Source organism: Domibacillus tundrae (assembly GCF_000970675.1).
Lineage (GTDB): Bacteria > Bacillota > Bacilli > Bacillales > Domibacillaceae > Domibacillus > Domibacillus tundrae.
This window is the reverse complement of sequence record NZ_LAJA01000001.1, coordinates 846,937-861,523: the sequence shown is the minus strand read 5'-3', so window position 1 is coordinate 861,523 and position 14,587 is coordinate 846,937. Positions and strand designations below refer to the sequence as shown.

General features: G+C 36.9%; 14 protein-coding genes. 7 read left to right on the top strand and 7 right to left on the bottom strand.

From position 1 onward, the window contains the following. Positions 1 to 4: 4 nt before the first annotated feature. From VQ00_RS04345 to VQ00_RS04315, 6 genes are all read right to left on the bottom strand, one after another. Positions 5 to 901, bottom strand: a complete 897-nt coding sequence (locus VQ00_RS04345) for a recombinase RecT (RefSeq protein ID WP_046178830.1) — start codon at positions 899 to 901, stop codon at positions 5 to 7. Positions 902 to 915: 14 nt separating this feature from the next. Then, positions 916 to 1,875, bottom strand: coding sequence for a YqaJ viral recombinase family nuclease (locus tag VQ00_RS04340; RefSeq protein WP_046178957.1), 960 nt, complete (start codon positions 1,873 to 1,875; stop codon positions 916 to 918). A 106-nt stretch (positions 1,876 to 1,981) separates the two neighbouring features. Next, on the bottom strand, positions 1,982 to 2,194 hold the full coding sequence (locus VQ00_RS04335) for a YqaI family protein (RefSeq protein ID WP_046178829.1): 213 nt from the start codon (positions 2,192 to 2,194) through the stop codon (positions 1,982 to 1,984). Between the two features lie 408 nt (positions 2,195 to 2,602). Next, a complete protein-coding gene (locus VQ00_RS04325; RefSeq protein WP_046178827.1) occupies positions 2,603 to 3,190 on the bottom strand; it encodes a helix-turn-helix domain-containing protein in 588 nt (195 codons plus the stop codon). Positions 3,191 to 3,224: 34 nt separating this feature from the next. Beyond that, the gene (locus tag VQ00_RS04320; protein ID WP_046178826.1) at positions 3,225 to 3,413 is read right to left on the bottom strand and encodes a hypothetical protein; all 189 of its coding nucleotides are present in this window, start codon (positions 3,411 to 3,413) and stop codon (positions 3,225 to 3,227) included. Between the two features lie 176 nt (positions 3,414 to 3,589). Then, positions 3,590 to 3,823 carry a helix-turn-helix transcriptional regulator gene (locus VQ00_RS04315; RefSeq protein WP_046178825.1) on the bottom strand — a complete coding sequence of 78 codons (234 nt, stop codon included), beginning with the start codon at positions 3,821 to 3,823 and terminating at the stop codon, positions 3,590 to 3,592. A gap of 156 nt (positions 3,824 to 3,979) precedes the next feature. On the opposite strand from VQ00_RS04315, the gene VQ00_RS04310 reads away from it, so the two are divergent. Then, entirely contained in the window at positions 3,980 to 4,345 is a 366-nt protein-coding gene (locus VQ00_RS04310; RefSeq protein WP_046178824.1) for a helix-turn-helix domain-containing protein, read from the top strand. Positions 4,346 to 4,427: 82 nt separating this feature from the next. Continuing rightward, complete coding sequence (locus VQ00_RS04305; protein WP_046178823.1) at positions 4,428 to 4,715, top strand: DUF5316 domain-containing protein; 288 nt, start codon at positions 4,428 to 4,430, stop codon at positions 4,713 to 4,715. A gap of 888 nt (positions 4,716 to 5,603) precedes the next feature. Here VQ00_RS04305 and VQ00_RS04300 read toward each other — a convergent pair. Beyond that, entirely contained in the window at positions 5,604 to 8,885 is a 3,282-nt protein-coding gene (locus VQ00_RS04300) for an HD domain-containing protein (RefSeq protein WP_046178822.1), read from the bottom strand. Positions 8,886 to 9,137: 252 nt separating this feature from the next. Between VQ00_RS04300 and VQ00_RS04295 the strand changes: the two genes are divergently transcribed. The 5 genes from VQ00_RS04295 (at position 9,138) to VQ00_RS04275 (ending at position 14,531) form a co-directional block, all read left to right on the top strand. Then, positions 9,138 to 11,150, top strand: a complete 2,013-nt coding sequence (locus tag VQ00_RS04295) for a DEAD/DEAH box helicase (RefSeq protein WP_046178821.1) — start codon at positions 9,138 to 9,140, stop codon at positions 11,148 to 11,150. A 3-nt stretch (positions 11,151 to 11,153) separates the two neighbouring features. Further along, a complete protein-coding gene (locus VQ00_RS04290; RefSeq protein ID WP_046178820.1) occupies positions 11,154 to 11,498 on the top strand; it encodes a hypothetical protein in 345 nt (114 codons plus the stop codon). A 197-nt stretch (positions 11,499 to 11,695) separates the two neighbouring features. Then, complete coding sequence (locus VQ00_RS04285) at positions 11,696 to 12,178, top strand: ImmA/IrrE family metallo-endopeptidase (RefSeq protein WP_046178819.1); 483 nt, start codon at positions 11,696 to 11,698, stop codon at positions 12,176 to 12,178. Positions 12,179 to 12,384: 206 nt separating this feature from the next. After that, positions 12,385 to 13,668 carry a sensor histidine kinase gene (locus VQ00_RS04280; protein WP_046178818.1) on the top strand — a complete coding sequence of 428 codons (1,284 nt, stop codon included), beginning with the start codon at positions 12,385 to 12,387 and terminating at the stop codon, positions 13,666 to 13,668. 98 nt (positions 13,669 to 13,766) lie between these two features. Next, positions 13,767 to 14,531, top strand: a complete 765-nt coding sequence (locus VQ00_RS04275) for a thermonuclease family protein (RefSeq protein ID WP_046178817.1) — start codon at positions 13,767 to 13,769, stop codon at positions 14,529 to 14,531. Positions 14,532 to 14,587: the final 56 nt, after the last annotated feature.

Below are 14,587 nucleotides of genomic sequence, written 5' to 3'. Positions count from 1 at the left end.
TTCATCACTTGAACGGCAGGTCGTCGTCTGAAACGTCGATCGTTTCAAAATCGATATCATTTGCGGATGGCTTTTTCGTTTCTTTTTTCGGCTCCGGTTCTGCTGGCGTTGTTTCCTCCGGCAGATCAATCAGCTCATGCTGCATGTCGATTACTTCGCTCATGTCCGGCGCGATTTCTTTTTTAATAGTAGAGTCAGCTTCAACGGTCTTTTGAAACTCGATCGATTTTGGTGCATATTTCAGCACTTCTTTCAAAACGGTTTTCTTGGCCATTGCGTCATAGTTTGTTTTCCAAGGGCTTGTCCATCCTTTTTGTACTGCCTGGCTAAACTTCTTGGCGTGCTGATCAATACGTTCTCGTGTCCAGTAGACGAAATCAAAGCCGCCATTCTGTAAGTGGTACACCGCATAATATCCAATTGGTTCGCCTTCCGGGATGCTTGCCGGCACGTGTTTTAAATCCTTATACAAACCATACTCAAAGGTTAATTCATCGTTTGGATACACCTCATGGGCATAAATGGCTTTATACTGACCGCTTCGAACGGCTAGATCGATGAGCCCTTTATATGAAAGCTGAAACTGCACCTGCTTGCCATACGGAATTAAGTACGCCTGGCCAAGACCGGTATTCGGCTCAACACCCAGCTGAGCTGATTGCATGATCGCCGCAAGGAATGACATCTGATCGCATTCCAAAAGCTTCGGTGTGGTCCGGACAGCCGTTAATGCAATACGTGCCATCCGGTCGGCATCCATGTGTTTTGGAAGAGCCCGCTGAATTTCGGGCCCCATTCTTTTTAATAAGCCGTTCAGTGACTGTTCTGGCGATACTTGTTTCGCTGGTGCATTCTGCTGTTTCTTTGCCAGCTCGTTTTTGATCGTGTTATTTGTCGCCACGGTAAAACCTCCAGTTATTTAATTTTGAAAGGACGCGAAGTACTTGGTTTGACATATGCTTCGTAAATATCCGGCTGCTCTTTCTTGAGCCTCGCAGAATCTATTCGGTTTGAAACCTGGGCTTTCCAGGTAATCTTTTGTTCGCCGATAAAAGCTGTTTCATTTTCCTGCATGGCCCCTTTGAGGACGTTCTGGCACTCGGTCATTTTCAGCTCGAGTTCTTTCTTTTCCGCTTCCAGCGCTTTATAGGAATCGATGTACACCTGCAGGTCGGACGTTAATTCAATCGTGCTGTCCGGCTCATGCTCTGGATACATCGCTTTTAGTAAGTCAGTAGATGCAACGGAACCATCGAATGCCGGCGGATTATTCGGTAAAACGTGATTTTCCCAAAACTCTTTTTCGATGTTAATGAGATAGTCGATCAGCTCTTCATCACGCTCGATGCGCTTATGAATGAATTTGTTTCCGCCGACCAGTACGGCAATCCACCACGCTTCATAACCGGTGACAGCCATGTAATGCTGGCACTGGAGCAGATAAGAAGCCGGGATCTCGTCGCCCTCCCATTCACCTTTCAGAAATTCAGAAGCTGTTTTGCATTCAAGCCCTTCTTTTTTGCCGGCAATCAGCCGGTCCACATTGGCATAGATGAAATCGTATTCCGGATGTTTTAAGATGGCGTTTCGCCGGCGTACTTTCAATCCGGTACGGCGGGAAAATTCCTGTGCGACAAGATCTTCATTTAGTACACCAAAATAGGCTGCTTCACTGCCTTCTTCAAATCCGCCTTGTTCATTCACAGTAAAGATTTCTTCTGATTCAATTTGATTCGTTTTTTCAAGGTACACTTTCATCGGTGAACTGTACTTGTTGACGCCAGCAATGGCAGCACAATCACTGCCGCCAATGCCGTTCCGTCTCTCCATAAGCCAGTCATGCCGGGATAAATCGATAGTTGAAATGGCGTTCATGTTTTTTGCCAAATTCTTCACTCCCTTGATTCAGTTTTGATTGTGCAGTACAATATTCATAAGATATTTTTTAAACAGTCGACTCCTGCTCTAACAGGAGTCTTTTTCATGCTTCCAGTTCTTCTGCGCCGAGATTCTGAATGGCGTAATGACCAAGATTTTCTGCTAAAACGACATCGCCATTTTTAAATATGAAGTAAATGTCGTTATCCATAATTTCATCTCCAAACATATCTTCAACCGGATGATCTTCTGTGACTTCCTGCAAATCAACTGGGTAACCTGTCCGTTCAATTTGCTCTACGATTGGATCGTTCATGCTTTCACCTTCTTTCTAATGGCAGATAGCCCATCAACCGCGACCGGAACTTTCAAAAGGCACAGGGGGAAGCCCGTTCCGATCGCCGTTGACGAGCACCGAAGTGCCCACCGATTAAGAAAATGTGGTATAATGTTTTTGTCATCTAACACCGACGTCCGCTCTTGCCAGCGGGCGTTATTTTTTTGCGTCTTCTTTGTACCGACCCCACACGCCCCTGCAAATCCAGCCAATCCCTCCACAGCAAAGTGCTGCTCCTGTTAGACTTAACGTCACTCCTGCATCAAAAAACCATTGCGCCATGTTTATTCACCGCTTTCACTGGGATATTTTTTTGATTTAATCGAATGACCATTTTCTGAACCCTTGTATACGGCTGTCGTCGCTTCCTTGGCTTGTCCTTTACTTTCACGCTTCAACCCAGCCTTTCGCTTTTATCCGGGTCAGCGTCTCGTCTCTAACCTGTTTCGGGTTTATAAGATATGCTTCATGCAGATGACGCCGAAAGTTTGCCGCAGCCATTTCCACTTCATTCAATTCGATGATCAAATCCTTTAACCAATCCTTTTCAGCTTTACTGGCTTCATCAGAAGGCTTGCACCAGTCAAATTCCTCTGAATTTATTCGCCCATAAACGTCTGTCCATTCCTTGAGTAAAAAATGCTTGAATGACAGTCGGTGCTGCTCGATGGCTTTGCCTCTTAAGACTGGCGGGGTAAAGCCACTGCTAAACTCGAAGATCAGGTCCATTACGAAAGCCGGACAGTCGTTAAACACATTGATCGCTCTTTTGGCGATGTCCTTTTGAAGAGGGCGTCTATCGTTTTTTATATGACTCCCCATTTGTGGCGAAACGCCTATGTCAAAGGAAAGCTGATTAACTGTGATGTCCTCTTCTTCAATTAATCTTTCAAATATTTCACCTGCATTTATTGATTTCTTTATCTCCAACTGAATCACTCCCATCTTTTTGTATTTAATCGTGACTTTCTTCATACCCCTAATTGAATTAATCTTTTAGTAGAAGCAATCAGCTGGCTTTTTCCGCCAGTGCTGAATTTAGTTCCTCAAAAAGCGTTGTAATCGGCATTTTCTTTTCGCCCCAAATTCTCATGAAATGGACAGCGGCTTCTTGATCAACGTAACTGAGTTCAGCAATTTTGCCTGGGATCGCCATTCGTTTTAATAAAATGTCTTTGTCATAAAATTGACCTTCCATTTAGATCACCGCCTTTTTATGCTGTGTCGTTATTTCTAAAAGTCATCGACAAAATTCTTCTTGTTCTCTATTAAGAATAAAAAATTCTCAAATGGGAACAATGTTTTGACAGCAAATTTCGCCGTTTGGGGAAGGTGAGGCCGTACAGCGCCCCTATTTTTGATCACCTTCCTTTCTTAGCTGACTTCCTGAGTTAATTTATTTTGTGCATTTTCTACACAATCACTCGCAAAAAAAATTGTCCATTCAAACTCTAAATGTTTTGCTATTGATTGAGCCACCTTTACACTTGGAACAAGACCATTCTCAATCTTAGTGTAATATGATCTGTCGATCCCTACTAAATCAGCAATTTCTTGATGAGAATAATCTTTAGCGCTACGTTTATCTGCTAACCAGTTATTCTTCATATCTTCACCTCCTTTGTGCACTTTCTACACTAATAATAACGTGCATTTTTTGCACAGTCAACTATTTTTGTTCATTTTTTGCACAAAACAATTTATGTGCATTTTTTTCACTTATAATTGAAGTCATACTAAGTTAAAAATATTGAGGTGGAGTACATGACTTACGGGGACCGTTTAAAGTCGTTAAGAACAGCTCGAAATCTTTCTCAGCAAGAAGTTGCAGATAGATTAAGTATTAATCGTTCTACGTATGCTCGGTACGAACTAAGTAAGACTCAGCCAGATTTTGAAACGCTCGAACAATTAGCTGCTTTCTACGATGTTACGACTGACTATATAATCAAAGGAAACACTAATGATAATTCTAGTCTTGCTAAGGATAAAAAAGAAATGATGGAGTTTTTCAACAATCCAAGGCTGAATGTTTTCTTTAAAGAAATGGCCGATTCACCGGAAGAACAGTTGGAAGAGCTGCAGGAGTTTTGGGAGATCATAAAAAAACGAGGATTACATAAAAAATAACACGCTGCGGCGTGTATTATTTTTATAAGTTTCATGGGATTTTTTTCTTTTTTATGTTTATTTAAAGGGAGGAAGATAAAACATGAAGGCTTTTTTTATAGGGGTTAGTATTGTTGCAGTAGCCTTTTTTATTTCAGTTTTCTCCAGCGATTTGACCCTCCTCTATAAGATTACAGGAGGGGTAACCATAGCATTGTTGGTAATGTGCGCTTCAACTTTAGGGGCATTTCCGGATGTAGACGGTTTTAGAGGAACTGTACTCCCTGAAACAAAAGAAGACAGGGAGTCAAAATTCTTCATAACTAACAGGCTGCTACTAATTGGGTTACCTAATGCTCTTACTGCAATACTCGTTTATTACTTGATATAAATATTTTCGATAATCAAGAACTGAGTCTCTTCTTTAAAGAAATGGCCGATTCACCAGAGGAACAGGTTGGAGAATTGCAGGAATTCTGGGAGATCATCAAAAAAGAGGATTAAATAAAAGATAACACGCTGCGGCGTGTTATTTATTTTGACCTTATGTTTGGTAGACTGTATTTAAAGCAAAACAAAAATCCCGATGAATTGATAATGAATTCAGTGTATTTGGCATTTAACTGATGTACTAAATGGCAGTGTATTTATTCGTTATTAATATAATGTAACCGCCAGATAAGATGAGACAACTTTCGATAGATAAAGGCGCGACACTTTTTACCAGTAAAAGACGTGCGTTTTACATGGAGAGGCGAACGTAATAGCTTGATTCCGCAGGCAAAAGTATTGCTGTGACTGGATTTTTCATAAAATTATGTTCGTAGAGGCTCCATGTCAAACGACAAGCTGCCTGAGCTAACTTTCAGTAATGTGTGTCACTTTATCTATCGTAAACTGTTCCTTTCTGTCGCGCGGTCATATATAATTTATTCATTCTAATTTTGTCGCTTGACATGGTGCCTCTGCGTACAGATTTTCTTGAAAAGACCAGAGCAACAAGCTTTTCTGGGCAATTAGCCTAACCCATCCGCTACTCCATGTAAAGCGCAGCGTATTCAAAAAATATACTGCCACGAACAGCATTTTTTAAGTGCCACAAACAATAAAGAATATTAAAAAGACGCCTACAATATGTAAGAGCGTCTTTTTAATATTCAAATTCATTATTATTTTATGCATTCGGACGTTTTTGAAACAGTTTATCATAAAAGATCTATAATCGGTAACATACTTTCAAATAACTGGAATTATTCATTAAAAACTTTTTTATTCATACCTACTCTAAGATGAAACCCCATTCCAAGTCATTAAAATCTTCTATCTTTTTATACTCATATCGATGCATTTCAAAACTGCTCGGTATAAAATCCTCTTTATCTAACAAGAGTTCTTTCATTTCTTCAGGTGATATGATTTTAATCTCTATCAATTTTTCGAAGAGTCTAGAATAGTTACTAATTGTTTTATTTAAAGCATTTTTATTTTCAAAATAAGAGAAAGTTTTAGAAAAAGCATCTTCTAAACTTCCTCGGCCTGCAGCTGAAATATCGTTTGTTAAAGCTTGAAGAATTATATTAGCTAAGATTCTTATTAATTTCTTACCTTTTGGATGACCAATATTAATCTTTGTGGAACTGTACCCAAAATAATCTTTAAATTTCCCTTTAAATGTAACAAAATCCGGCAGGTTTCTAATTTCTATTATTCCTTTATTGTTATAAGTAATTTTTTTAATTTCTTTAATAAGTAAATTGTATTTATAATCCTCTAATTCATTTCCTTGTGCAACTTCTACTAATGTCTTCTCAAAATCAAAATCTTTTGCATCTTCCGGTTTGCGTGACCATATCTCTTGAAATAAAGGTACCTGTGATTTAAACGGTCCCTCTACGAACTGTATTTTTTGACAATAGAAATACTCCTTGATAATATTCATTACTATCCTACTCAGAGAATGAAATATCGATGAAGTTGCAAACGTAAAATAGTCATTGGTACCTATAAATGAGTTGACACCTTGCCAATTATTATATGGATTTTTCTTTTGACTCGTTTCTGTGCTTAAAAACCATCCAGAAAATTCACTGTTAGTTTCTGGAATTTGATATAGTTCTTCTGTTTCTTCGATTTCGGTTAATTTCTTAAAAATTGTTTGGCCATTTTTACATAAAAAAGGAACAGAAAAGTTATTATATAAAATTTCTGTAGGAATTGATTCTGGCTTAATATTAAGATAAGCTATATCGTTTGCTAAATTTATTATATTTTTTTCTTCTAAATTCTTTTTTAATACGTACTCAATTAACGCTCCTAAAATAGTCTTTTCCCAATTAGAATTTTCACCTACTATATTAGAACGTGCTATATTAATTTTAGAAAATTCATTTTTGGGAATATTGACGGTAATTTTTACAGGAATAAACATATCTTCATTGTAAGGGTTTCTTTTCCCTACATTAGATAAAAGAATTCCATCTCTGTATACTGAAATATATGGACTGTATTGTAAACTCGGAGAAAGGATTTTTTTGGCATTTTCCCGACTGCGATATCTTATTGAAATCCTTTCTTCGTCGTGATTACTAAAGGCGATACTTTCATTAAAACTATATATTGTATTGTCTATATTTTTTGGACGCAGAAACGAAACAGTTCCTTCATAACCCTTGATACCTAAATCCTTTTCTATATCAAGAGTAGTTTCTTCTAAGTATTCTTTAGCTATTTCTAAATCTTGAGGTAATATTGCGGAAGCCCATTCATAATTTAAACCAAGTTTTTTAACAGTTGTTTCTGATCTCATTATCTCTTCCAGATTTTTCGTTTTATGGAGAGGATGTACTATAGCTGTTTTATTCCCATTTTCGGTTACAAAAATCGGAATATCCACAAACCCCGCAACATAAGATAAATACTCAGTTACATTCAATATTTCACTGACTAATTTGTTATTTACTGTTTTCATTTTATCTATAAATACTTTTATAATTGTTCCTACATCTACAGATGGATCTTTAATTAATTCTACTCTAAAATATAGTTTAAAAGACGGTATACTTATTTTTAAAGAAGTATTTTCCCCTGTACCAATATAAGGGTCCCTTTTTGTTTGAATTTCAATATAGTCAGATACCGTATTACAGCTCAAAATTCCCACACCAAACTTAGATATGGGGTCTATTTTTAAACCTGAATTTTCAAAGTCTTTACTTGAGTAGTAGCTATTTCCGGCAACAGCAAGATAGTTTTTAACAATATGTTCATCCATTCCAATACCGTTATCTCTCCAAGTTATTGTCATATTACCTTCAGTATCTTTTTCTACGTTTACATGGATTTCTCCAAACTTATCCTGTACTAAGCCTTTACTCTTCAATAATTCTCTTCTCATCCTAATAGCATCAACACTGTTTTGTAATAATTCTCTTAAAAATACATGTGCATCCTTGTCATAAATTTCCTCACTTAATATATCTAACATCTTATCTCGATTAAATTCAATTTTTATAGGAATTGGATGAAATCCCTGAGCTGTAACAGACCATTTTATATGAGACACATTAAGCACATATTTGTTGTTATGAAATTCAGCCATTACATCCTTACAACCTTTTAACTGGCTGTCAACCCAATTACTAAGGTCTTGCAGAGCAGCGTAAACATCATGCTCAGTAGTTCCACCTGTAACTTGTACGTATCTACTGCCTGATGTATATGGTGCAAAAGAGAGTCCATGTAAAGCTCTATGTTTTTTCCACTCCATCTTTGAATAAGAGTTTTTCGGAGATACAAATTTCCATAAAATATATGGTGTCCTATCGGCGGTTAAGTCTAACAAGTCTATCAACCGAACATATATAGCTAAAGCGCGAAGATTAATACTCTCATTTAGTACCGAGTAGTATTCAGGATATTTATCAGAATTTCTAATTTCAGAAAAATCTGCCCAATGACCTTCACAAGCTTTCTGAACAGCACTTGCTAAAGCTTGATTTTCTTTTGAAATAAAAGCTAGGACTCGTTTCCCACTTCGTAATGCATGTGTCTCTCTTACATACTCTCTCCAGAATTCATCTGGTACAGTAACGGAGCCATCTTCAGCTCTTTTCAAATTATTTTTTTGGCAAAATTCAATAAAAAACATTTTTTCATCATCAATTAAAAAATAAGAATCTCTATCTGCATCAAGTGAATTTTCTTTATTTTTCATTGAACTTAGGCTTCTAATGAATTCTCTTTCACCTGAGCTGACAGCCATTCCCCAATCATGGCCATATAATGAAGCTGCTAATACAAAAAGTTCTACAACACTTAAATTTTTAATAACTTTTTCATCAAGAAGTTTATCTGCTATGTTAAATAAATTTTTTATGTGGTATTTTTCATCATGAGGTGTATACTCTGGAAAAAGTAAATTTATGTACGAAATTTCTTGGCTTACTGTCCTTTTTAGAGAATTAAGTATTCCTAAAAAATCAATTTCAAAATGACTGTTTTCTAATTTAGACTCAAGTTCTTTTATAATAATTGAATTCGGTAAGTCATTAACCCTAGACATGAGATTTCTCCTTCAAGTTTTATTAATTAATCCTGTGTATCCAACATTTTCTGCGTTATTTTGATTATATAATTAATGACAAATATTTAAAATGACATTTTTTGTCGTCTTTTGTCGACCGAAAATCCTAGAACCATTTCAATTATTGTAGGAAAATAGAAATAAATACCTATTTACCGCTAGTAACACATGTTTTGGTGGAGAAACAGAATGCAGATGAAGGCGAAAAAAGTCTGAAGGAGGAATTATATAATGTGTGTTTTTCAAAGAGTAATACCTTTTGTGGAAAAAAATGATAAATTGCTTGATCCTCAGGTCGAAGCATATCGAGCAGCCGTATCGTTCTATGAACAATTTCCACACCCTCAGTACAAAGAAACCCTGATTGTTATGCCTACAGGATGCGGAAAAACCGGACTAATGTCACTTCTCCCTTTTAAATTGAGTTCCGGGAGAGTTTTAGTCATTGCCCCAGGTAAAATTATTCGGAAAACTGTTTTCCAAGAATTAGATTCAGTCTCAAACCCCGAGGAAACGTTTTGGTATAAACGCGATGTTATCTTAGATCGAGACCTGTTCCCGAAAAGCTATGTTTATAAAGGATGGAACTCAAAAGATCAATCAGATAGAGACCGGACTATTGATAAATTAAAAAGCGCAGATATTGTTATCACAAATGTACATAAAATCACTGGCAGCAGCCCTGAACAATGTTTAACCAATCTAATAGAGAAAGATTTCTTCGATATGATAATTATTGATGAAGCCCATCATGTTGCTGCTGATATGTGGCAAAAAACTATTGATCACTTTACTGCGAGCAAGATAATAAAATTAACAGCTACACCGGTTCGAAATGATGGTCAAAAGGTTTCAAATAATCCTTACGATCCTATTTATTCATTTGGTTTAGGAGAAGCCATTAAGAATGGGCTAATTAAAGACATTATCAGGAAGGAAGAAATTCCTGATAAATTGGAGTTTTACAATCCAAAAAATGACCAGACTTATACTCCTTCCCAAGCACGGGCTCTCTTAGGTGATGAGTGGGTAAATGAAACTCTTATCATGTCAGAATCATGTTCTAAGACCGTAATTAAGCATACATTAAATACATTAAAGAAAAAAAGGAAGAGCTATCCTAAACATCAAGTTCTAGCTGTTGCATGTAATGATGAACATGCAAAACTTTTAACAAAGTGGTTTCAAGACGAAGGAGCAACAGCCTCCTATGTTAGTTCACATCTTTCAGATTTTGAAAACGAGACAAGAATCAGCAATTTTGCGAATAATGAATATGACGTAATGATTAATATTCAAATGTTAGGTGAAGGATTTAACAACCCAAATATATCGGTCATATCTATGTTTAGGCCTTTTAAATCAATTTCTCTATATGCACAAGTGATTGGGCGCGGTCTTCGGTTAATAAGAGAACCTAACGCAAGAGAAAGTGATAACTTTTGTGATGTAATTTACCATAAAGAACTTCAGTTAGAAGAACTATGGAGAAAATATAAATCTGAAAAAGCATACGCTGATATTAAACAAACAAATATTACTATTCAGCTATCTATTGACGATTTTTTCAATTTAGGCGCCATAGAGAAAACGCCAGTGCCTAACCGTACGCCAAGGGATAAAAGTACACCAAATGAAGAACCTGGAACAATTAGATTTGCTAAACGTGGAGATATTAAATCTTATATGTCATATGGTTTAGGTAACGAAGATTCCTTTAGCTCAGGCGGATTAGACAGATATAGAAAAACCAATGTTCAAACTGCTATTAACTTGGAATTTAAGCAGCAGAAAGAATTGGCGGAGAAAAGAGAAAAATACAAAAAGTTACTCGAAAGTGGTGTCATTGATGCCAGTGAGTATAACAGTTTATTGAGTGAAATGGAGAAGAGCAACCAGCAAGAATTACAAGCTAAACATGATGAATTAAAAGGCTTCATACTGCTAGAACAAATGAGAGCAGACTTTGAAATTTGGCTTAATAGCAAAGTGACAGATCTCTTTACTCGTATTAGTTTAGATGAGAAAGGTTTTGAATTATGGGAAGATGCTGGTACACTTGCTGGTGACAGAATTAACAATATAGGGTATATTGTTTCTAACATACGAAAAACTTCATTTGAGCGGACAAAAAAGCGGATTACTGCATATAATGCCGAGGATTTTGCACACGCTAAAGAATCCGTAAATAGTAAGATTGATTTTTACTTAAAAAGTTATCCTACTATGAAGGATAAGGAGTGAAAAATGAAAATGAACACAAACGAGATCATACCCTCGGATTTTAAAGGCACCGATCATTATCAGGTTATCGAAAGAAACATAAAAAACGGTGGGAAAATTCTAAAAGTTGAATATCTTCGTAAAGACGATTATAAAATCTTTACGGTTACAACAGATTATGCAGATGGTTTAACCATTACCGAAGAAAAGTTAGCTTATAAAAAGGACTTCTTGGATGTTTGGACAATTCAGTTTAACAAGAGAGAACAACCAGCTTTACTTTTTTCTCGTGAAGAATACAATGAAATAAAAGGCAAAACAATTGAGTCTTTACTTTTCGGAAAAAACCTTTCTTTAAATATCGCGTAAAGCCCTTTAATGGGCTTTTCTTTTTACCCTGAAGGGACACACGGTTTCTACCGAGATTTATTTGTCCTTTGTCCATCCCCCACTTACATTAATTTTATGCTTTTTAGAAACTCTGCCTTTTATTTGGTAGAGTTTTATTGTATACTCTTACCAAACATACATTCCCATAATTGTAAATTGGAAAAGAGGCGTCCCTTATGACCTACGTGAAATCCCATCTTGAAGACTTTATTGAGAATTTATACACAAAAATTCCGATTACTTCTCCAGAGCAGCTAGATATAGAGCTAATTGCTAGGAGACTCAATATAGAGGTGGGATATAGTCATAAGAAAAGCAAGTGTGCAGAGGTCGGCGGCATTATGATGATTCTGATTAATGAAAACGTATCGAGAGCTGAACAATGGCAGGAGTTCGCTCATGAAGTTTGCCACTTGCTACGCCACACAGGCAATCAAACAGAGCTGCCCTTCCCTTTCGTTCAGCTGCAAGAATGGCAGGCCCAAGCTTTTGCCTATCATTTTTGTGTCCCTACTTTCATGCTTCCGGACTTAAATCTACCGGACACTGAATATGCTGCAGCAAGGGTAATAAGCGAAGTTTTTAACGTGGAATATGATTTTGCTTTGGAACGTCTGCGCCGATGGATCATTCAAAAAGCAGTTGTTCAATACAGCTAACTCGATTTATGTCGGAATTTGTCGGCGGAAAATGGTATAATTTCCCCTCGTTTTATAGGAAAATAGAAACAAGTGAATATCTTACATAATTTAAACATATTAAAATTGGAAGTTTTCCAAAAGTATATCTATTTCTAGCAAAGTCGTGAGCTGGTGCAGAAGTTTTAAAAGTAATATGAATTGACTATCAGAATGGAGCTAAGATATTGAATACCTTTTTTAATAACATTCATTCCTTTTTGTTCAACATTTTTTTAGTTTATTTCTTCTTCTCTCTTTATTTTAAATTTTTTGAAATAAAAACGAATAGATTAATGAATGAAATTATCATTGCCCTTATTTCTGGGATTTCCATCGTTCTATGTATGACATTCCCCATTCACACCCCTAATGGTTATATCGCTGATTTGCGACAAATTCCTTTTATTGTTGGAGCCCTATATGGAGGACGTAGAGTCGCTGTTTTTTCAGCATTTATTCTGTTGTCCTATCGCTTTTATTTAGGTGTGGATGATTTTATTGTAATTTTAACTGTATATTTTTTGTTAACGATTTCATTATGGTCTGTCATCCCTGTGTTTAACAGGACCATTGATATTAGAAAGAAATTATATCTTGCCCTATTAGCTTCTTTCTTTGGAGTAATTTCTAGGACAATACTTCTCTTTTTATTTATGACAGAAAAAACTACCCTAGACTCCATCGGATTTTTTATTGGTTCCCTAACAATTCAAACTATTGGGATTATACTTTTTGTGTTCTTTAACGAAAAATCAAGAAGTGATGCCGCTCTATCTAAAGAAATTAACAAGCTTGAAAAGTTAAAAACAGTCAGTGCATTAGCAGCAAGCATTTCTCATGAAGTAAGAAACCCCTTGACGGTTACAAAAGGATTTCTTCAATTATTACGTGAGCCGGGTCTTACAGATCAAGATAAAAATGGATATGTTGAAACCGCACTGGAGGCTTTGGAGAACGCAGAGACGATCATTACGGATTATCTTACCTTTGCAAAACCTTCATTAGAGAACATAAGGATATTGGACATACATAAAAAATTAACTAATATCAAAAATTTTACTATGCCTTACGCTATGATGAATAATGTAGAAATTGAAGTGAGTTTGGAAGAAAATATTTATATTGTCGGTGAAAAGGAAAAGGTTCATCAGTGCCTTATAAATGTCGTGAAAAATGGGATTGAAGCAATGCCCCAGGGAGGAAAGCTAAAAATAGGGCTGAAGCGATCTGGGGATGATGCCATGATCACTATAGCAGATACAGGGATCGGAATGAATGAGGAGCAGCTTGAACGTTTAGGAAACCCCTTTTTCACAACCAAAGATATAGGCACTGGGCTTGGAACAATGGTTGTCTATAGCGTCGTTAAATCCCTGGGTGGTGAAATAAATGTTGATAGTGAACTAGGTAATGGCACATGCTTTACTATTTTCCTTCCAGCAGTGGAACATTTAGATTTGTCAGTTTAAAGAAACTGTGAAATAGATCTGCCGCTCCCCGCTTTCTCTAAGGGGTATTAGCAACTGGCACAGATGTTATAAAAAATTTATTTTAAGGAGCAAAAAACATGTTCAAATCCAAATTATTCAAACCGCTTGCTGCCTCTCTTCTCTCTTTGTCATTAGTCGCTGGCTCTTTTGCACCGTTTGCTGCAGATCAACCCCTTCAAACAGTTGAAGCGGCCGCGCCGAAAACAGCTACAAAAGTAAAAGTAAATGAAGTCGTCGATGGCGACACGATTAAAGTCACCTATAAAGGAAAAAAAGAAACAATCCGTCTTATTCTGATCGATACGCCGGAAACGAAAGATCCTAAGAAATGTGTACAGCTATTTGGTCCAGAAGCTTCTGATTTCACGAAGAAAAGCCTCTTGAACAAAGAAGTAAAGCTTGAACTCGGCATTCAGACACGCGACAAATACGGCCGTATTTTGGCATACATCTACCTGAACGATGTAATGTTCAATAAAACGCTGCTCGAAAAAGGGCTTGCCCGGGTTGCGATCTTCCCACCAAATACACAATACTTAGAAGAATTGCAAGCAGCCGAAGCAAAGGCGAAGAAAGCAAAGCTTGGTATCTGGTCGAGTACAAATGCAATAAACGGTGGATGTGCGCCTAAACCGGCTCCTGCACCTGTTAAGCCAGCTCCGAAGCCACAGCCTGCTCCGGCTCCAAAACCGGCACCTAAACCGACTACGCCACCTAAGAAAGAATCGTTTAAGAACTGTACTGAACTACGCAAGAAGTATCCGGACGGCGTGAAAAAAGGCCACCCAGCTTATGAAGCGAAACACGACCGCGATAAAGATGGATGGGCTTGCGAAAGATAATTAAGTAAAACTCCGATTCTCATCCAACCTGTCTCTTTTTGAGACAGGTTTTTTCT